This is a genomic window from Paenibacillus sp. FSL L8-0708, from assembly GCF_038009325.1.
GTDB classification, from domain to species: Bacteria; Bacillota; Bacilli; order Paenibacillales; family Paenibacillaceae; genus Paenibacillus_AQ; species Paenibacillus_AQ odorifer.
The window spans coordinates 2,716,799-2,736,977 of sequence record NZ_JBBPBC010000001.1 but is presented as its reverse complement, the minus strand read 5'-3'; the positions used below and the strand labels follow the sequence as shown (position 1 = coordinate 2,736,977).

Sequence of the window (20,179 nt, the reverse complement as noted above, 5' to 3'; positions counted from 1 at the left end):
TCATCATAACCTGTACTATACAGAGTACACAAGGTTATCCTGCATAGCACTCATTATGATTTTTCTTTAGCTTCGTAAAACTATTAGGAGGGGAGCCATGAAATCACATGTCCGAACATTACAGATCGCTTTCACTTATATTGGCACCATTGTAGGAGCCGGATTCGCCACCGGGCAGGAAATATTAAAATTCTTCACACGTTACGGGCACTGGGCAGTCCTGACCATCCTGCTCTCAACTATATTGTTCATATGGCTGGGTACAAAAATGATGGTCATTGCTCGGCGAATAGAAGCGGAATCCTATGAGGACTTTAACCGTCACCTCTTCGGGGAACAGGTCGGAAGCACCATCAGTTTGTTCACGATGGTCGTCCTGATCGGAGTAAACAGTATTATGCTTGCAGGGGCCGGCGCTATTTTTCAGGAGCATCTCGGACTTCATTATCAGACTGGACTAATTATCACATTGCTTGGTTCATACTTTCTGCTAAAACGAGGAATTTCCGGTATTCTGCAAATGAACAGTATTGTAGTTCCTTTAATGCTTACTCTGTCACTTATCATTATTTTTAATACTTTTCAAATTCCGGGAGCTGGACGGTTCCTGTTCCTTGATAACGATCGCTCTCTCTTTGGGGCATGGATGTCACCGCTGCTCTACACCGCCTTTAATTTAGGGATGGCACAAGCTGTTTTAGTCCCTATGGCTCGTCACACAGAGGAAGAAAAATCCCTTGTATGGGGCGGTATTATTGGGGGTACCGGGATTGGTTTTATGTTGATTGCCGCACATTTCGCAATGAGCTCACAGATGCCAGGGATTCTCAAGTTTGAAATTCCGATGGGCAGCATCGCCGTCCGGTTGGGTACTGTAGTGCAAACTATATATCTGCTGCTGATCTTTTTGGAGATCTTCAGCACTTTTGTCGCCGATATTTATGGAGTAGCTGTACAGCTTAAGCAACGGCTTCCCCTATCAACCGCATTGATTACACCACTACTGATGTTGATCTGCTATTTACTGAGCCAGTTCGGCTTTAGTTCACTGCTCTCCGTGTTCTACCCAATCTTCGGAGGTTTATCACTGGTCTGGGCTGTCAAACTGCTACGAACACCATGGTCCTCTCCACCAGGTAGTAATACTTCATCGAACTCAAAGGAGAAGGGGAACAGTATCGTATCCGTAAAACCAATCACCCGAACTACACGGAAATAACCGCTGCTGTAGGAATCATACGTGCTGCCGCTTCCGCCACATGCTTGTGACAGGTCATCATCACAATCTGGCGGGAGATCGACAGTTCTCCAAGAAGTCCAAGTGCAGCATGAAGACGAGACTCATCAAAGTTAACGAAGAGATCATCGAATAACAGCGGCAGCGATATTTGCCGTGACATGGTCTCTGCCAATGCCAGCCGGATGGCAAGATACAGCTGTTCTGCCGTCCCTCGGCTGAGCAGTCCGCTGTCTAGTAATCTCCCATTCTTGTGTTCAGCTTTCAGCTCTTTATGCCCTAGTGTCATAACAACCCTTTTATATTCCCCTTCTGTCAGCTTGGAGAAATAATCTGAGGCAAGCAGTAATACCTGTGGCTGCTTCTCCTGCTCATACACACGGCGAGTTCGCCCGATTAGTTCGGCAGTTATCGCTGCCACTGCGTATTTATCAGCCACGATCCGCAAGGCTGCTCTCTGCTCTTCCAGTTGCTGAATAACAGAATCCTCCACGCAGCGCTCCTTCAAATACTCCCTTTCCTGAAGCAGCTTACCTCGTTGCTCCAGCAGTCTGTTCCAACCCTCTTCCTGCCGTTCCATTAACTCTTCAGCCAATGACCGCTCCAGCTGCAATGCTTCCGCATCATGATGATTTAATAATTCCAGCAGAGCAGTAACCCGTTCTTCCTCCCAACCACCGAACATAGCAAGCTCCCACTGGCGAATCGATTTATTCAGATCACTGCGCCGCTGCACAGCTGCTGACCTGCGTAAGAAATCCTCTCCACCAGTCGCCCCGCCTTCCTGTATCAGAAGCTCACGCTGTTCTCTCAGCTCACCTAATATCCTGTGGCTCTCCTTGAGTTCTTCATCCACATCCTGCAATCTTGACTGCATAGTTTCCCGGCGAATCAAGTCCTTTTTCAGATCATCCCATGCTCTTTTTCGCAGTTCCAGCCAGCTTAGTAAGGTTAATGCAGATACTCGTTTCCCCTCTTGCGGATCTATTTCAAAGCCAGCTGCCGCTACACCAGACTCGTCGCCAAGATCAGCACCCGACTCATAAATAAGAGCGAGCAGCTCCTCCTCAAACACGTTACATTCTGCTTCCAGCTCCTTCAATCGTAAGGAGAGTTTATTCTCTTGGCGCAGCAGCTCATTCCCTTGTTCAACCATAGCAAAAATATCCGGCAGCCCTTCAGGAGATAATCCTTCAGGCAACCTGCGTTGGCGAAGCCATTCTTCATATTGCTCAGCAGTTTCCGTGAATGCCGCCTCCGCCCGGTGCATTTCTTCAGCGAGCAGCTTCTCTTGGCCTGCCAGCGTCTCCAGCTCCGTGCGGCAGGCATCACGCTCGGCGGCATAGCGTTCGATGCGCTGCCGCCAAGCTGACCAAGCCTCCATGAGCCTGCGAAGCTCCCTCATGGAGGCCTCCAGCCCGCCTGCGTCAGGGCTGGACCCCGGGGCGGCCGTCCGCCGCCCCGGCACAACGCTCTCCGGCTCCGCCCCGGAGAGCAGCTGCCCCGCAGCCGCAGCATCTCGGCTGCGGCTGCGCTGACGTCCCCGCCATGCTCTGGCGGGGACGCTTCCGGCCGGCGCGCTCCGCGCAAGCCGGCCCAAAGGGCCAGATCGGCCGCGCCCAGCAGGCCGATCGCAAGCACGGCGCTGGCCGGCGGAGCACCGGTCAGCCACAGCGCTGCGGGCAGCAGCACGGTTAGTGCTGCCCCAGCCCACAGCAGGCGCCGGTAGAGCGCGGCCATGCGCTTCGCGCCAAGGCCGTCACTTCCGGCGCCGCGCGCTGGCCCTTCGCTGAGCTGCGCTTCGCGCCAGCGTTCGGCCGCCTGCTGCAGCTCGTCCCACAGCTGCAGCACTTCACGGGCGCTGCGCGGAGCCAGCTGCGCAAAAGCTTCCGCGCCGGTAGCGTGCTCACGCGCCAGCGCCCGTTCTGCTGCTTGGAGCGACGCTGAGGCAGCGGCCAAACGGGAGCGCAACGACTGCCGCGTTGCACCCTCCGCCTCCATGCGGCGGTCATAACTAGCGAACGCCGCCGCAAACTTCCGTGCAGCTTCACGATCCGCCGCTGTCCCAGAGAACGAAGTCAGCTCTGCAGGGCCCCAGCTCACATCAATGCCGCGCAGAATTCGCCGCAAATGCTCATTCAGCGCCGTTAATTCTCCCTCAAGCCGCTGTCTTTCCGTTCTACGGTTCTCGTAACTGCTCCGATGCCGGTCCAGCCGCTCTAAAACAGGCCCCTGCGCTGCTAATACTTCATCTGGAGGGTTCTTTGCCAGTTCAATAGTAAGCTCGCTTAGAAGACGTTCATAACGTACTACTGATCCCTGTGCATTCCGAATTTCTCCTTCAAACGCCTGAAAGCGAGTTGCTCCTTCTTCAGGAAAGGCTGAAATCAATGGCAATCCTTGCAGCTCTAGCTGAGCCTCGCTCCACTTTAACCACAGCTCACGGACTTCCTGTGCTTTTCGAAACATCACTAGCTGCTCTCCAGTGAGCTTGCGCTGTTGCTCCAATTCATCTAGCTCCGACTCCGTTACCCTCAATGCTACTATATTATCGTTATATCGCGGAAGATAAGAACGGCTCTCAACCATTTGTCGCTCAAGCTTTTCTATGGCTTGCACAACTTTTGCTGCTTCTTGCAGCTTGCCACGAGGTTTGTACAGCTTCTCAGCTTCCTGCACCAAACGGCGTTCCGCACGCATGATTGCACCGCCACCGCCCATACCTGCATGAAAAAGAAAGCTGCTCATCTCCTCAGATTGAAGGGCAGCAAGCTCCTGCAGCTCGTCCAGTGAAACTGCGAACAATTGCTGGAACATACTCCTAGAGATCCCCCCAAGTAAATGTCGTTCCATTTCAGCTTGTCCCAGCTCTTGAGTCGTTTCATTTGGATGATTTACTGTAATGTTCAGCTTTTCATTTCTTCCTGATCCCTCAGCACCTGAAGCAAAACGGCGAATGGTCCACAAACCATCATTACTGTCACGTATCTTCAAGGTTCCCCCATGCAATCCGCCTTGCATAGGTTCATACCTTTCCAAGGGATTTCCACGGCTTGGAATTCCAAACAGCATAGAGCGTATGAATTGCAGTGTCGTACTTTTTCCTGCTTCATTACGCCCATAAAGTACGGTCACTCCCTGCGTTAAATGAATCTCTCGATTGTGAAGACGCCCGAAGCCATTGATATGCAAATGTTCAATTCTCATCGTTTTGCCCTCCGGCTTGTTGATACGAAAGACTTTCCGCCGCTTCAACAGTATCATCCATCCCGCCAAGCATCGTGATTCCCTGCTCTGCTGAACCACGTAGCCAGCTCAACTTCTCTTCTTGACTAGTCATAGACAACAGCTTTCGCAGCTCCTGATTCTCCAATAGCGGTTTAAGCGCACTATTTAATAGTTCTTCGAGCGCTTCCGGGGAATGTTCCGTATGCTCTGCAATGCGCAGCATTTCTCCAAGAAAACTATCCTCTTCCAATAAGCGTTGGCGATCAATAGCTAAACCGGACTCTATAGCGAACCCTTCCGTCCAGACAAGCCCTTTGTAATCTTTACGCTCAGCCCTAATCGCCTCACGGCGCTGGAGTTCAGACAGCAAATCCTCTGCTGCCCCTTTTTCAGCCAATACTTTATGTACGTCCCCTCGCCCAATCAGACGAAATCTGACCACCGACATGAGCTCCGGGAGCTCCGCGCGGATGTCTTCAATAACCTGCTCCACTTTCTGTATCCATTCTGCTTCATTGCTTAATCCTTCTATAGATAAGTCTCTAACCTGCCAGCGGACGAAATCCAGTTCATGAAATTGCAGAGTGGATCTTCCAGCCTCATCTACATCCACAATATAACAACCTTTAGCTCCGGTTTCCTTAATGCTGCGCCCTTGTATATTGCCTGGATATACAATCACAGGCTTCTCATGCAGTACACTACGTTTATGAATATGTCCAAGCGCCCAATAATCAAACCCCCGTTCGATAAGGTCCCTGCGACTGCAAGGAGAATAGGTCTCATGCAGCAAATCACCGTCTACATTGCCATGCAGCATCGCAATATGAAACAGGCGGCTGCCAGGTTTACGAGAAAAGGTTACAGCTGTGTTGTTCGTCACTTTCGCCGTTGGATAAGAGATTCCACTAACGATGGCAACTTCTTGGCCATCTATACGGCGGCAAGCTGTAGCGTGATCTGGCTTCTCTCCGCCAAATACGGTAACATGCTTTGGCATTTCCGTTGTCAGACGCAGTCCGTCAAGCGGATCGTGGTTGCCATGAATCAGGAACACGTGAATCCCGTGCTCACCGAGTTCTTTGAGCGCTTCCTGAAATCGCAGCTGTCCCTGTAATGATGCATCTGAAACATCATACACATCTCCACTAATGACAATAAAATCAACATTCTCTTGGATCGCAACGCGGACAAGCCGCCCGAGGGCGGCAAAGGTAGACTCACGTAAATAAGCACGAATGGCTGGCGAAATATGCGCCAGCCCGGCAAAACGGCTATCCAGATGTAAATCAGCAGTATGCAGAAAGCGAAATGGAATCATAGGTGCTCACCCTTTCGTTCCTGAAGGATACTGTAAATAGGTTTTTTTAAGTTCATTAGCAACTCGTGTCAACGAATATAGGCTTTTGGCTTTATCCCATGCGGAACGTGAAAGCTCATAACGATAAGCCGGATCAGATATCACCTTCTCTAATGCGTCAGCAAGAGCAATCTCATCGTCAGGACTGACCAATAAACCATTCACACCATCTTCAATCTGCTCCGGTATTCCGCCCACATTTGTCCCCACTAAAGCCAGGCAGCTAAGTGCCGCTTCCGCAAACACTGAACCGAACGCCTCCGCCCGAGAGGGCAATACGAAAATATCAAAGAATGGCATGAATTCTTCAGGGTGCAGCGTATATCCGTAAAAGATCGTTTCATTATAGATCCCTAAATGTTGGGCCATCTTTTCCAGATCTGCACGTGAAGGACCGTCGCCAATAATATGCAGTACATACTCATGGCCGCGATTTTTAAGCTCCGCGCAAGCGTTGAGTAATATATCTATTCCTTTGGCCGGAACCAGACGTGTCACGGTCACTAGCTGCGGAATAGCGTTATCATGCGGAACAGGCTTAAATCTTTTTTCATCAAAACCATTCGGTATAACACCTATATTAGAAGGATCAATAATATAAGGGGCCACATACTCTGCAAAAGATCGCGACACCGTCATTAATCGATCACTAACATGCTCAAGTTCACGATAAAGTGAGACTAGAAAACGATGCTCCAAGCCATCCTCGGAAATCGCTCCATTTAGAATCAATTCCCGCTCGTAACTGGAATGCAGGGTATGAATTAACGGAGTATCAGGGAACACTTTTTTCATCGCTAAGCCAGCAATCGGATGATGAGAATGAATAAGATCATAAGGCTTACTCATCCGCAGTTTTGTCCACCATAAATAATCACGATAGGTCTGAATATATTTCTGAACGATCGGACTTTCTCCATACTGCGTCCAATCAAACGTCTCGAATATTACTTCCTCATGCCCCTTATTGCGAATCCGCTTAGGCAGCCAAAACAAATCCATCTCCCAACGGCTTGAACGGAATCTTTCCTGAAGATAAGGGATCATAGATGATACACCACCGGGTTGCTCCGGCGGGAAGAAGAGCGCTTGCAGCAAATTCATATGGTACATCCCCTTTACAATTGCCCTGTGTACTGTAAGACTTGGCAATTATGATATAGTTGAATATATGTAGAATTTCAGGTACGATTACGTTCCCCATACCTTGATTTTATCGGTATAAACATGAAACAGCAACTAAGAAAAAGGAGAATGATCTATGAAGGAAGAACAGCTGCCTGCCTCTTACACCGCATCTATTAAAGAAATGCTGGGGCAAGAGGCAGATGCTTTTCTAGAAAGTTATTCAGCGCCACGAACTCAAGGACTGCGCTTTAATCCGCTAAAAAGCACCTCAGCCATAGGCCAAGTTGCGGTGGACCGTACAGTCCCACAATTTAATTTGAAACCTATCCCATGGTGTCAGGGCGGGTTTTATTATGATGAGCCCGCTCGACCAGGCAGACATCCTTACCATGCCGCTGGACTATATTATATTCAGGAGCCTTCCGCAATGTCCGCAGCTGAACTGCTGGCACCTGAACCCGGTGAAACCGTCCTCGATCTTGCAGCAGCCCCTGGAGGTAAAACTACGCATATCGCTGGTTTAATGCAGGGACAAGGCCTCTTAATCTCTAATGAAATCCATCCGGAACGCGCAAAAATTCTAGCAGAGAACGTTGAACGTCTGGGCATTAAGAATACCCTCGTAACCTGTGCAACACCAGAACAGCTATCTGCGCGTTTCCCGCAAGCTTTTGACCGAATTATGCTGGATGCTCCTTGTTCTGGAGAAGGCATGTTCCGAAAAGATCCAAAAGCCATTCAAGAATGGTCTCCTGCTCATGTAGTTATGTGCGCAGCGAGACAATGGGATATCCTGCAAGACGCCTACATTATGCTTAAACCAGGGGGTACTTTAGCTTACTCTACCTGCACCTTTAACCGTCAAGAGAATGAAGAAACCATTGCTCGATTGACGGCTAGTTACCCCGATATGGAACTACTCACCTGCAAACGCCTTTGGCCGCATTTAGAAAAGGGCGAAGGTCACTTTGTTGCACTCCTGCGTAAGCAAATTGACACTGTATCCGTGAATGACGATGCCAACCGCAACGCCAAAAAACGCCGAAGCAAAAACAACCCAAAAACTAATTCTTCTATACGTGATGCCTACCAGCTTTTTCAAGACTGGGCTGCGGTAGAACTGCCTGGTCTTTCATGCCAAGGTGTACCCCTGCTCTTCGGCGAATCTCTTTATTTGCTGCCAGAGTCCTTTAATGGCAACCTCCATACCGGGCTACTGGACGGACTGCGTATTCCACGAGCTGGACTACATATTGCCCATTTGAAGAAAAATCGGATTGAACCTGCTCATGCATTAGCTATGGCACTTCAGCCCCTACAAGCATCACGAAGCTTTGATCTCAGCAGTGAGGGCCCGGAAATACATGCTTGGCTCCGCGGTGAAAGCCTGCCTGTCCCCAGCGAATTACATGGATGGACACTTGTAACTTTAGATGGTTTGCCAATTAGTTGGGGCAAGGCGAGTTTAGGCCAGCTTAAAAATCATCTCCCTAAAGGATTACGTATCCTAAAAGCCCATATTGACGAGCAATAGGCCATAGACCAGTGCAACAGGCCCTCTTCGGCATATGATGTCATTATCTCAGAAAGCTGCGACACCAGTCACAGCAATTGAGAAGAAGACATAAGTTGAGGAGGAATAAATCATGGGTGAATTTCAAGGAGGAGCTTTCACTTCGACCGGAGCGATTTTGGTACTTTTCATCTTGCTGGTCATCATTTCCCGTTCGTTGTTTGTTTAAAACCTTCCCGGCTTAATTAGCTGGTGAAACGAAGCGGCTGTGTCGTCCTTTTTTGGGGCGGTGCGGCCGCTTTATTTCTTTCCGACATAACATCTCCATTTGTTATTCTCGTGAATATTTACCGTCTGAAAGCCCGATTTCCGTAATAACTGCTCCATCTCTTCGTTCTTAGTGAATTGCTTCATATGATAATTGATTTTATAGATCTCAGAAATAATAACAAATGTACCGCCTGCTATCAGCACCCTAAATGCTTCACTTATATCTTGTTCGAGGTCCGGCCAGAAATAATGCGTCTGAATCGCTGTGATCGTCCCAAAAAATCCATCGTTGTACGGTAACGCCGACACATCTCCCTGACTAATCCTCACCCTACCAGCGGCAACAGCCTTCTTGTTTTTTTGAATAGATGTCTCTACAGCTTGTTGTGAGTAATCTATGCCGTAAATTTCATGTTGTTTATTTTGTTTTGCTAACGTATGTATAGTTTGACCGCCACCACAGCCTATGTCCAGGATAGGAGCGCCACTCTTAATTTCTATTTTTCTAAGCCCCCATGTTGTGATGCTGGTATGTGCCTGATTCATGATTTTGATCATGATATTTCCTACGAACCCTCTAGGATTCTTGGCTTGCTCAATCAGCGCATTCAATAAACCCATATTTGTACCTCCCAATCAATTGGCCTTACCAGCAGCCTGATCCCTTGATATATGTTCCGTTAGATTTTCTGCTGTAACTGCCCACTTATCTGCTTGATACTCTATTTTATGAATACTAGTATATGAAGTCGGGAAATGAGCATTCTTATTCGTCCACGTTAGCCCTTTTAAAATATGGTATATAACATTAATTACGCCACCATGAGTGACCATAATTACATTTTCATTTGGATCAGTACTCTCCAGTTCATTACATAGTTTTGAGAAACTTGAACTTATTCGCGTAAAAAATTCCTGAGGACTTTCTCCTCCTGGAAATCTTTCATCCATTCTTAAAGCCGAGAAATAAAGACCCGGGTATCGTTCATTTGCGATTTCATGGGGCATTCCAGCGATTACACCATTGTTCGTTTCTCTCCAATACTGGCTGCTTTCAACAGGCAAATTAAGCTCTCTGGCGATCTCATTTGCTGTATCTAACGCACGTTGCAAATCACTACAAAGAATACGGGTTATGTTAAAGTTAGATTGATTTTCCTTAAGATAATATCCAAGACGTTCGGCTTGTCTATATCCCTCTACTACAAGTCCACGTTGACTCCAACCCCCACGAAAGCCTTCTTCATCTATTCCATGCCTTATAAAATATATAGCCATCGATTGTATACCTCCTGAACAAGATTGTTATACATTTGCATTAAACTTCGAAAACGCTTGTTTTTTAAGTTGATCCCAATTGGACGTTGCGATGTTTGCTTGTTGCTTCAAAATATCAAAAGAATCAAACAAAGCTGCTATTTCGCTGAAAGAACCGTCCACTAATTTCATAAACGGTAATTTATGAATTATTGTCAGACCATAATATACAGCCTGCTTGTGCTTTCGAATAAAGTTAACTTGCCCTGCTGGAGTGACAGTATAACCTAATTGCTCCATGATTTGAAACCCCTCATCCATTACTGAAATGGCTTGTTTTAATAGCTTCTTATCTTTGGATACCTTTTTCAAATCCCCGTCATGCAGATAACTAAGGGAGTTCAAAGCCACTATAGGCACGATATGACTTTTGAGCCAAGCATCCATATCCTCATGATAAGTTAGCTTATACTTAACATTTTTAAACGCATCATCCAGTACAGGCTTTATTGGAATCTCACCGTCTAAACTGCCAAGTACCATTTGCCCTCCTGCGTGTATTTTGATAACGCGACCGCTCGTTTCCCGAATTCCTGCACTAAGCTGAAATCCGAAGAGTATATTTTTCCTCACATTGCTCATTTCCTGTAGATCCTTTTGCATGCCAGGAGCATCGCCATTGTTCCCCACAAGAATTATATTCTGACTCTGATTCTCAGCTAGAATAGGTAACACAGATGGAAAATCATTATATTTCATAACAACAAAAATAAGATCATAGAGATCATCGGATCGAAGCGTAGAGATGACCTTTACTGTATCCACAGTGTTTTTAATTTGAAAATAATGGCGAAGCACAAGTCCGTCTTTCGTCAATTGCTCTGCTCGCTTTCCTCTGGCAAGCATGGTGACATCATTTCCCCCACGCACTAGAACATGTGCAAGATAGCTGCCTAATACTCCCGCTCCAAAAACTAAAACTCTCATATTTAACTCCTCTATCCCTTTTTAGACATTTGTTGAATTTTGATCAACTGTTCGATAAAATCAGATTATCACATCTCCGGTAGGGTTCAATCGTTAGTTTGATCGATTTTGTTGATTTTTCAACAGAATACAATACATTGTTTAATAAAAAGGGAGTCTTACCATGGACAGAAGAATTAAAAAAAACCAAACAGCCATCATGAATGCATTAATTCAACTGATGGCTGAAAAAGATTTTGAAAAAATAACGATCAACGAAATCGCAGAGCGCGCTGATGTAAACCGCGGAACGATTTATTCCCATTATGCGGATAAATACGATCTGATGGATAAATGTCTGGAGGCTCAGCTCCGGCAACTAATCGAAAGCTGCTCCGCAGTGGAGGATGAAACCGAACCTAATCCCTCGAAGGCGTCATTGCTCCGCACGCTGGAACAATTGGAGGAGAATGCTCTCTTTTATAAGACTTTATTAAGAAACAAAGCTTTACTCTCCTTTAGAAACCAATTACAAGAAATGATAAATGAGCAGATTAAGGTACAATTTTTAGAAAACAATTTTAACCTGGATGAGCTGAGTAAAGATATATCTGTGCAATTTTTGAGTTCGGCGACTGTCGGAGTAATTGAATGGTGGTTTACTCATAGTAATCCTTGCTCTGCAAAAGAGATCACTGAAAAGTTATGGTCCATGCTCGATCTAAATCTGCAGATGATCCGTTCTCAAGCTTGAATATGCTCTCCCGTATCCATCTCATAAATGGAGCTGATGATTTTTTCAATGGGAATCTCCTTAATAGATATATCAAGGATCTCTACCTTTTCGCTAAGAATATGCAGAAACTCGCCCATTTTACATTGCTCGGTATCGATCAGCAGCTCCACTTCGTAATCCGATATTCTTTCCGATATCAGAGTCCCAGGCAGATCAATATCTCCAATAGTTGTGGCGGCTGAAAGCCTAACTACTTTTTTGGCGCCCAGATGCAGTCGAAGTTCAGAAAACTTGTCGTCATATACTTTTTTCCCTTGATGAATTATAAGTACTCTTTGAACCAAACGCTCTACATCTTCCAAGTCATGTGTTGTCAGAATAAATGTGGTGCCTTCCTGATTCATTTGCTTAATGAATTCTCTGATTCTTTGTTTAGCTATCACATCCAGCCCGATCGTCGGCTCATCCAAAAAAACCACAGGTGGTGAATGAAGCATCGCCATAATAAACTCGCATTTCATTCGTTCTCCCAGGGAAAGGGTGCGTGTGGGTTTAGTGATAATATCGCCAATCTCAAACATGTTTACAAATCGGTCTAGTCTTGTACGAAAGTCGTTCGTAGGAATATCATAGATTTCCTTGTTCATATAAAAGCTATCCAAAGGGGGTATGTCCCATATTAACTGCGATTTCTGTCCGAACAATACCCCTATTTGTTTTACATATTGATTTTTCTGCTTATGAGGGTTGTACCCTAGAACATTTATTTCGCCCGAGGTAGGATAAAGGACGCCTGTCAGCATTTTAATAGTCGTAGATTTCCCCGCACCGTTTGGACCCAGAATGCCAATGATTTCTCCTTTTCCAACACTGAACGAAAGATCTTCTACAGAGGTAATGATCGATTTTTCACGGTGAAACAGACTTTTAAATACACTTTTTGCATCTTGTCCACGGTGATAGGTTTCATATTGCTTGGTTAAGTTCTTGACGGTAATAATGTCCAAGTGAAATTCTCCTTCTTAGAGCTAAACTAATCTTTTATCCTCCGGCGCTTTTGTAACTGCGAAGCATGTATGTATAGAGCCAAATTCCGAAGGCAGCAAATAACACACAAGGGATAATCGCTATAAAAAAATAGGGTTCCCATCGGCCAATCAGTGTAGATGCTGGAAAGTAAGCAATCATGGAAACCGGAAACAGAAAAGAACTCACGGCTACGACTGCTTTAGGAAAAATCGTCCCTGGATAACGTCCAAAAGACTTAATGCTCTCAAACATCTCCGGCAAGCGGGAATTCGCTACCCATTTGAAGGAAATCGCTGCCACAATAAGCGCCACGCCGAACATAACAAGCAGCCCTGCGCCAAACAACAACAGGAACAATAACCAAGAGCCGATGGTCATCCCATCGATTCCGCTAAGTGCGTATACGAACATGATTACTCCTCCGCCTAAAAGCCCGATACTTTCGAACTCAAAAGATCTGGCCAACAGCAGAAAAAGGCTCGAGGTCGGTTTAATTAATACCACTTCCAAAGTCCCTTCTACAACATGAGACATCGTATTCCACATAATTCCGTTAAAAAAAATTCCGGCACAAGCCGTAGACAGAATAAAAACGGATTGAATCAACAGCGCCTCTTTAAAGGTCCAACCTGCAAATGAAGCATTCGAATTATAAATGAATACCGTTACTAGAGGAAACAGCACATTCCCTATGAGCATGATAAGACTATTAAGAATAAAATTAACACGATAAGTGATAGCAGAAGCAATATTCGCCTTCATGCAGGTTTTATATATTTGATACATACGTTTCATGCGCCCACCCCCGTAAAATGCTTAAGCGACACCGCATACAGCACCCGGCAGACAACTCCGGCAATAATTACCGCTATGAGCTGCAGCAATAACACTTGAGGAATAGGTAAGGTTATATCCGCTAAAGTATAGCTACCTGTATAGACCATTGCAGGAAGAAAGGCCGTATATTGAAAGGGTAAGAAAAAGGACGCCATTTGTAAGGATTTTGGGAAAAATACTAATGGAATCAGCGATCCTGAAAATATCCCTTCGCAAAGATTAAAAAAATTACGAATACTAGAGGATTGCACCATCCAAAAGGCGACCATTCCAATACTATAATGAATGAAAAAATTCATCATAAACGCCATAGCTATCGAAAGAATCGCGTATAGTAAATTTGCGGGTAAGACATCAATATGAAAAATAAAGAAAAAGATCATAAAGCAGGGTAAAAATTCAAATAAAAGCCCAAGTACCCTATGCCCTGCCTTCTGAGACAAAGCAAAGAACATATGATTTAGCGGTCTTAACGAAAACGTAATGAATTTCCCGGTGCGAATAAGCATTTGTAAATTCCAATCGGCAAAATCCATCGTCAAATAGTTGATCAACATCGTAGCACAAAAATAGGAAAGCATTTGGGAGAGTGACATCCCGTTGATATAAGATTCCCCGCTATAAACAGCGCTCCATATATAATACTGCACTAAAAAGTACACTGGGCCTACAAAAATAGAAACCATCGAATGCGTCCTGTACGCACTCCATTCCTTATAAGTAACAAAAGCAACCGCCCTCATAATGCGAAAGCGGTGCTTTATCATCTCAAACATAAGTCACATCCTGCCTATCTATAGATATCACATAAAAAAAGTCTTTTTCTTATTCGAGTCCGGACCAGATCACATTGTGGGTGCCAAATACCGCTCTACCGTCCCATACCCCTTTGTGAAAAGGAAGATACCAAACGGCAATCAGCTTTTCAACCGGGTCAACGAATAAGGCACACGCCCCAGCCCCTTCGTGAAAAAAAGTGCCTTCAGAGTAAGAAGTACTCACATTATAGCGAAGGTCTGGTCCCAGTCCGTATGGTCGATCCGCTCCTGCATCTCCCCATGCATAGTTTGGGATTTTCTCAGAATTAAACCGCTTGGTCATTCTTTGTACCGCCATACGGCTTAAGATATGACTCCCTTCGTATTGCCCTTGATTAAGCAGCATAATTCCGAACTTTTGCAGATCAGCAACTGTGGAATATAACCCACCACCAGTTTCGGGAACGTTGATTTCTTCCTCAGACCTTTGTCCCGCATCCGTAATTTCCCCGTTTTGCAGCTTCTGAAGATATTCCTTAGCCCTTTCCGAACGAATGGCGATCCTACCAGCTTTTTCTGCTGGTATATCAAAGAAGGTATCTTTCATGCCTAACGGTTTTACAATGTGGTCCATTATGTATTTTTCTGCAAAAACACCCGTTATTTTCTCGATAATTGCACCCAAGATCGCGTATCCAAACGATGAATACATCCATTGAGTCCCTACCGGAAAATGAATCCCTTTAGATAGACCGGCTTTAATCCAGTTTTCTTTTCCAAGCTCTGATTCAAAAATATACCACCATGCACTTTTATAGTAAGTATCACTTATAGTGCCAGGATCGGGAGCGATGCCAGAGGTATGAGTCAGTAAATGTGCAATGGTAATCGGCTTAAAAGGATCGGCATCAAACTCTGGAAGAATAGAACTCACAGGCTGCCCCATAAAAATCTTACCATCATCCGCAAGCTGCCAAATCGCTGTCGCCGTAAATAGCTTCGTAATTGAAGCAACACGAAAAATTGTATCCGTTTTCATTTCCTGGGTGATTTCTTCTTCGTAACTGAAACGACCTCCGGCAGCACTAGCAAAGATTTTCCCGTAACGACTAAGAGAATAAATATAACCATCGACTACTTTTTTATCACAGAGATCCTCATAAAAATGATTAACTACCTCTAAACGGTCCTCCCTGTAATTCACTTCGTTCAGCTTGCTAAGCTCTGTGGATGATAACATTATTCGCACTCCCCCTTATTATTCAATAAAATACATGATGCATAAATATCTTGCAATAAAACCCAAATAATTGAAAGGGTGATTTTACATATAACTATTTTATACTGCTCCAATAATTCTGTAACAGCAATGCTGTAATCTCGTTAACGGTTTGTCGTTAGAGATTTAACTAGTGCCATTCCACTAACTAAACCAAATACTATTCCATCATGTATGGTTGCGAATTTGAATATCTCCATATTCGAAATGTTAAAATACATTACTAAAGTTGGATACATAAGCAGAAGAAAACTTGGAAGAAACACAATAAACAACAGAAGCCAATTAACAACAAAAGCTTTAGGTAATCCTTCTAATAACGCCAGATAGATCCCATAGACAAACGGAACAATAGCCGTGATCCATACAGTATTTTCTAATTGATAGTTCTTTTGTGCCTCTTCAGTGTAATGGCTAATTAGCGAGTTTCCATAATGTAATAAGAGCGCCCCCACTATGATCCAGACAAGATAATATAAAATTTTTGAATTCCGCATCTTCATGAAATCACTCCATTTCTTTTTATATAGTTCATTAGAATTAGAATGTCTCCATTTAACTTACCATATAATCCATACTTTGGATATTACATTAAAGTAAACTGGCCCTAACTAAAAAGGCTACCTCTCGGCAGCCCTTAATTGAATTCCAACTCCCCTGGAGGATAAGTTTATCTGCGAGGCATGGTGACGCCAGCTTTGTTATTATATTTTTCCGTAGCTTCCTTGATGACATCGTTGCCGCCCTTAGAAAGCCACTCTTCCACAACCTTCGGCCAGTCGCTGATAGGTTCCTTGCCATATACCATCTTTACCATATGCGTCAGCAGTACCGGAGGAGCCGTGTCCGAGTTAGGTGCAATGTCTGGATTCTTCACCAAGGCATCTAGCCGCGGGTCGAACTGAATTCCGTCACGGCCTTCGTTAGCCAGAATAGTATCGTATACATTGATCAAGCTCCTGCCTTCTTCTGTCATGTTAAGGACACCCTTATTATAAGTAGTATCCTGCACCATCCAGAGGAATGACTGGCGGTAGCGCTCCTCATCTATAGCGGCGGAATCCGCAGGAGAAGTGTATACGATTTTGCCGTTCTCTTCCTTATAGGTTTCGTCCTTAATCCCAAAGGTAAAGAAGGTTTCTGCCTCTTCGCTCAGCATCCAGTCAAAAAATTTCACAATATCCGCAGCATTCTTCGTACCTTCCTTAATAAAATAGGTGCGCGTGGCGGAGCCGTACAAGTAGGAGCCTCCTTTTCCATCAGGTCCCACTGGCGAAGGGATAATCTCCAGCTTGGCGGATGGTGTCGTAGCCTTCAGTTGCTGCTCCCACTGCAGAAGCTCGTTGGCATTCATCGTCCACATGCCCGCTTTGCCTGAGAGAATCGCATTTTTGTAGTTGGTCGGGTTAATGGTGGCAAATTCCTTGTTGATCAAACCCTCTGTATACATGGTGTTGTAGGTTTGTAACGCCTTCATCATATTTTCGCTATCCATAAACTTCGGCTGAACCTGGCCGTTTACTTCCTCGAACATAGTCAGATACGGAAAAACATCATAAGCGCCAAAGAAAGCATCCGCATATTTGAAGTCTTGACGGCCCATGTACGGGTTCTCTATCCCCAGCTTATTGAAGGCACGCAACACAGTCAAGTACTCATCGACCGTTTTTGGAACCTGCAAGCCGGTTTGATCCAGCAGGTCCTTGCGAATCCAAGTCGCCCGGCGGGAGGGATTGGACAGAAACTCCGGTATTGCATAAATTTTTCCTTGATAGGTGACGTTCTCCCAAGCTTCCTTTGGGATTACTTTCAAAAGGTTCTGGCCGTTTTGCTGCAGCAGATCATCCAAGGGCATGAACACACCAGCTTCAACAGAACCAGCCATCTCCTTGCCATTTACGCCGCCCGAACCTTGAACGACATCCGGTATATCATTAGTAGCGAACATCTGCACCATTTTCTGCTCGAACTCTTTATGAGGAACCAACACAATATCCAAGTCTGTGTTTGTCATCTCCTCCAGCTTTTTCACCCATTTGTCCTTATTCAAGTCGGGTGATTTCTCAACATAGTTAAAAGCCAGCGTCCGCATCGAGATCGAGAATTCAGTTTTCTGCGGCGTATTTGATGCGCCTCCGGCAGTCTCTTCTTTGTCCTTGTTCGAGCAACCTGCAATAACGGTAGCACCCATTACGATAGCCAGACAGATGCCAATCCATTTTTTCATAATATAACCCTCTCCTTGTACAATGGGGTGTATACGTAAAATGAAGATATCTTAAGACTAATAAGCTTTTGGGATCTCAACCCGGTGGGTAATTCCCTGATTCGTAAAGTAGACATGAACCCCATGGTCCTGATCGTCCATAAAGTACGATACGTAATCCCGGCTTCCTGCTTTTTGGGGAATCAGAAGAGTGACGATCCGATGGCTTACAGCCTCTTGAGTAGAGGCAGTCAAATGCCAATGCTCGGGCAGCCCTTCCCATTCTTTCGGATCTACATCTGTAAATTGATTGCTTTGGCTAAGTGTCATTTCTCCCGAGGAACTATAGACAAATCTGCCCTCCAACTGAGCTTTTTTACCATGTACTTTAAAAGATTGATCCTTCAGCTTCATGGGATACAGCGTATGAAACAGCCAATCCAATTTTCCCGGACGTTCCAGCTCGACACTGTCTGTGATAACGAAGTAAGCGCTATCAAAGAAAAATATTTCCCGCACATACCGCTTGATATAGGGTACATTCTCGCGGTAGGCTTCGGTGGCATCCATTTGCGTGTAGTTGATTCCGGGCGTACTATACGCCTTCAACACCTTGCCGTAGGCTGCCATGTTCTTCGACTTGTCCGTGCCAGCATATTGGCCTTTGCCGTCAATAAGAATTGCGTTCTTGGAGCGGGTCTGCCTGCGCCACTGCATATGCATCGTACTGTTGAATGCAACGTAATAGCCGCTTTCAATAGCCAAGGGCTCGCCGAAGGCATGCAGCAGGAAGGCGTTTTGATCCCCATGGCTATGGCTCACAGAGCCGTAACGGCTGCTCTTGGTCAACAGCATGATATGTTCCTGCGGATCCTCCATCCGATGATGCATGGCCACCCATCCCACATCCTGAAACCACTTCAAAGGTTCTGCAGCCACCGGTGGCTCTGAAGAAATCTGCGGATAATCTGTGCGATAAACCATCTCATCGAACCGGAAATCCCACCAGCCGTAGTTATAGAAGATCATCTGGGTGTCGGGGTTCAGTTCCTTAGTTTGCTCAAAATACCATTGGTACTGGCCATTCCCGGTTAAACCCGCGAATTGACGGATATTGAAGCCCGTTTTGAGATTGACCGGATCTCCCAGTGACGATTGATCGCCGAAGCTGGCCCTCATGGTATCCGGACTGAAGCAATAGAGCGGAAAGTCACCTGTTTTGCGAAAGAAAGGACGGTCATAGAAATTGATTGCCATGTATTTGCGAATTAGATTGAGCGCCTCCGTAACGAATGCCATCTGAGTGGTCCAATACATCGGACCTTCGGCCCACCCGCCGTCTTTGCCACCCCATGGGGTATACATGGCGGAGAAGTACTCCAGCGTATAATCAAGCCATTCCTGCGCCTTCTCCTCCTCACCCAACATGGAAATACAACAGGGTACGAGAACAGAGGATAAAGAGCGGATCGCATGGCTGTCATAAGGAACTTGATGGATGCGGGAGCGTTCGATGACATGGAATGCGATCTGCCCGGTTCTTAGCAGTAGCGCCTGCCTTACCTTAAGGCGTTCTTCTTCCGTCAGAGAGCCGTGAAGCCAATCATAGCCCCATGCCAACGCTCCGGCTATGCGAAAGGAGCATTCATCGTTGTAATCCCGGCTGGTGGTACCATCTGTGTTCCAGCTTGCAGCATGAAGCAGCCACTCTTTAGCTTTGGCGATAAGCGCCTCGTCCTCCAACACAACTCCAGCTATAGCAAGATGCCGGATAGCATAGAAGACTTCCTGGCAGTCCATATACATCTGCCGCCAAAGTGTGGCGACACGCTTATTATCTGGATACGGTGCAGGCTCGGGAATAAGCTCGCGCTTTGTCCAGGGTAGAACGGAATGCTTCAGGAAGTCTTCCCAGCCAGTTGAAATCGGGTCTTGGCGGACAACTTCCCGGTAAGACGGTAGCTGTTCCGCTTGAAGCCAAAGCCGCGGATGGTTGGCGGATGCAGCTGAATATCGTTCTGTACGGGAAGGCAGTGGCGTTAGCGGCAATTCATCCTCCACCACAAAAGCTCTTACTTTACTCCACTCGGAACGGATATCATTCTCCCCGATAAGACTGTATCGCCAATAATACGAGCCGGGCGCCAACGGCTTATCCGGGGTAAACAAATTATAGGGAATTCTACTGTAGGTCAACGTATCTTCAGACTCAAATTCAGCTTTTGAGGAGATCTGCAGCTCATACATGCTCTCTTCCAGACAAGCAGGCATCCAAGTAAACCGCGGAGGATTCTCTCCAACATCTATATGTTCATCTGGCCCATACGACAGGTCGAGTACGCCGCTGGTAGGTTGAAATAAAGGTTCTAACATCT

The 20,179-nt window shown here is 45.8% G+C and carries 18 protein-coding genes; 4 read left to right on the top strand and 14 right to left on the bottom strand.

The annotated features are described in order from the left end of the window. The first annotated feature begins 97 nt into the window (after nucleotides 1–97). Nucleotides 98–1,219 carry a YkvI family membrane protein gene (locus NYE58_RS12830; RefSeq protein ID WP_076220631.1) on the top strand — a complete coding sequence of 374 codons (1,122 nt, stop codon included), beginning with the start codon at nucleotides 98–100 and terminating at the stop codon, nucleotides 1,217–1,219. On the opposite strand, the gene NYE58_RS12825 is transcribed toward NYE58_RS12830, so the two are convergent. From NYE58_RS12825 to NYE58_RS12810, 4 genes are read right to left on the bottom strand one after another with little or no spacing between them, the layout of a single operon-like run. Then, nucleotides 1,206–2,642: an ATP-binding protein gene (locus NYE58_RS12825; protein WP_341002007.1), complete on the bottom strand. Its 1,437-nt coding sequence runs from the start codon at nucleotides 2,640–2,642 to the stop codon at nucleotides 1,206–1,208. The genes NYE58_RS12830 and NYE58_RS12825 overlap by 14 nt on opposite strands. Next, the gene (locus NYE58_RS12820; RefSeq protein WP_341002006.1) at nucleotides 2,639–4,444 is read right to left on the bottom strand and encodes an AAA family ATPase; all 1,806 of its coding nucleotides are present in this window, start codon (nucleotides 4,442–4,444) and stop codon (nucleotides 2,639–2,641) included. The genes NYE58_RS12825 and NYE58_RS12820 overlap by 4 nt, the downstream gene beginning before the upstream one ends. Next, on the bottom strand, nucleotides 4,434–5,786 hold the full coding sequence (locus NYE58_RS12815; RefSeq protein ID WP_076218090.1) for a metallophosphoesterase family protein: 1,353 nt from the start codon (nucleotides 5,784–5,786) through the stop codon (nucleotides 4,434–4,436). Before NYE58_RS12815 ends, NYE58_RS12820 begins: the two co-directional genes overlap by 11 nt. 6 nt (nucleotides 5,787–5,792) lie before the next feature. Beyond that, nucleotides 5,793–6,929: a glycosyltransferase family 4 protein gene (locus NYE58_RS12810; RefSeq protein WP_076191391.1), complete on the bottom strand. Its 1,137-nt coding sequence runs from the start codon at nucleotides 6,927–6,929 to the stop codon at nucleotides 5,793–5,795. 157 nt (nucleotides 6,930–7,086) lie between these two features. Here NYE58_RS12810 and NYE58_RS12805 point away from each other — a divergent pair, with 157 nt between their 5' ends. Continuing rightward, on the top strand, nucleotides 7,087–8,487 hold the full coding sequence (locus NYE58_RS12805) for an RsmB/NOP family class I SAM-dependent RNA methyltransferase (protein ID WP_076277934.1): 1,401 nt from the start codon (nucleotides 7,087–7,089) through the stop codon (nucleotides 8,485–8,487). A gap of 112 nt (nucleotides 8,488–8,599) precedes the next feature. Next, entirely contained in the window at nucleotides 8,600–8,695 is a 96-nt protein-coding gene (locus tag NYE58_RS12800) for a sporulation protein YjcZ (protein WP_081383126.1), read from the top strand. 71 nt (nucleotides 8,696–8,766) lie between these two features. On the opposite strand, the gene NYE58_RS12795 is transcribed toward NYE58_RS12800, so the two are convergent. Genes NYE58_RS12795 through NYE58_RS12785 form a run of 3 tightly spaced genes read right to left on the bottom strand, consistent with a single transcriptional unit; the run spans nucleotide 8,767 to nucleotide 10,980 of the window. Continuing rightward, nucleotides 8,767–9,357: a class I SAM-dependent methyltransferase gene (locus NYE58_RS12795; RefSeq protein ID WP_076277935.1), complete on the bottom strand. Its 591-nt coding sequence runs from the start codon at nucleotides 9,355–9,357 to the stop codon at nucleotides 8,767–8,769. Nucleotides 9,358–9,372: 15 nt separating this feature from the next. Then, on the bottom strand, nucleotides 9,373–10,014 hold the full coding sequence (locus NYE58_RS12790) for a histidine phosphatase family protein (protein WP_076218087.1): 642 nt from the start codon (nucleotides 10,012–10,014) through the stop codon (nucleotides 9,373–9,375). Between the two features lie 27 nt (nucleotides 10,015–10,041). Continuing rightward, on the bottom strand, nucleotides 10,042–10,980 hold the full coding sequence (locus NYE58_RS12785) for a ketopantoate reductase family protein (RefSeq protein ID WP_341002005.1): 939 nt from the start codon (nucleotides 10,978–10,980) through the stop codon (nucleotides 10,042–10,044). A gap of 163 nt (nucleotides 10,981–11,143) precedes the next feature. Between NYE58_RS12785 and NYE58_RS12780 the strand changes: the two genes are divergently transcribed. After that, nucleotides 11,144–11,713 (top strand): TetR/AcrR family transcriptional regulator, encoded by a 570-nt coding sequence (locus NYE58_RS12780; protein ID WP_076186653.1) that lies wholly within the window; start codon nucleotides 11,144–11,146, stop codon nucleotides 11,711–11,713. Here the strand turns inward: NYE58_RS12780 and NYE58_RS12775 are convergent. The 7 genes from NYE58_RS12775 to NYE58_RS12745 all read right to left on the bottom strand — a co-directional run bounded on the left by NYE58_RS12775 (nucleotide 11,704) and on the right by NYE58_RS12745 (nucleotide 20,177). Then, nucleotides 11,704–12,702 carry an ABC transporter ATP-binding protein gene (locus tag NYE58_RS12775; RefSeq protein WP_248549246.1) on the bottom strand — a complete coding sequence of 333 codons (999 nt, stop codon included), beginning with the start codon at nucleotides 12,700–12,702 and terminating at the stop codon, nucleotides 11,704–11,706. The genes NYE58_RS12780 and NYE58_RS12775 overlap by 10 nt on opposite strands. Nucleotides 12,703–12,736: 34 nt before the next feature. After that, a complete protein-coding gene (locus NYE58_RS12770; protein WP_036689373.1) occupies nucleotides 12,737–13,519 on the bottom strand; it encodes an ABC transporter permease in 783 nt (260 codons plus the stop codon). After that, nucleotides 13,516–14,247, bottom strand: coding sequence for an ABC transporter permease (locus tag NYE58_RS12765; RefSeq protein WP_256720942.1), 732 nt, complete (start codon nucleotides 14,245–14,247; stop codon nucleotides 13,516–13,518). Before NYE58_RS12765 ends, NYE58_RS12770 begins: the two co-directional genes overlap by 4 nt. A 139-nt stretch (nucleotides 14,248–14,386) precedes the next feature. Further along, nucleotides 14,387–15,559: a serine hydrolase domain-containing protein gene (locus NYE58_RS12760; RefSeq protein WP_341002004.1), complete on the bottom strand. Its 1,173-nt coding sequence runs from the start codon at nucleotides 15,557–15,559 to the stop codon at nucleotides 14,387–14,389. 143 nt (nucleotides 15,560–15,702) lie between these two features. Continuing rightward, nucleotides 15,703–16,095: a hypothetical protein gene (locus NYE58_RS12755; RefSeq protein WP_341002003.1), complete on the bottom strand. Its 393-nt coding sequence runs from the start codon at nucleotides 16,093–16,095 to the stop codon at nucleotides 15,703–15,705. Nucleotides 16,096–16,268: 173 nt separating this feature from the next. After that, entirely contained in the window at nucleotides 16,269–17,825 is a 1,557-nt protein-coding gene (locus tag NYE58_RS12750) for an extracellular solute-binding protein (protein ID WP_076218083.1), read from the bottom strand. A gap of 57 nt (nucleotides 17,826–17,882) precedes the next feature. Then, entirely contained in the window at nucleotides 17,883–20,177 is a 2,295-nt protein-coding gene (locus NYE58_RS12745) for a DUF4962 domain-containing protein (RefSeq protein WP_339247805.1), read from the bottom strand. Between the last annotated feature and the right edge of the window lie 2 nt (nucleotides 20,178–20,179).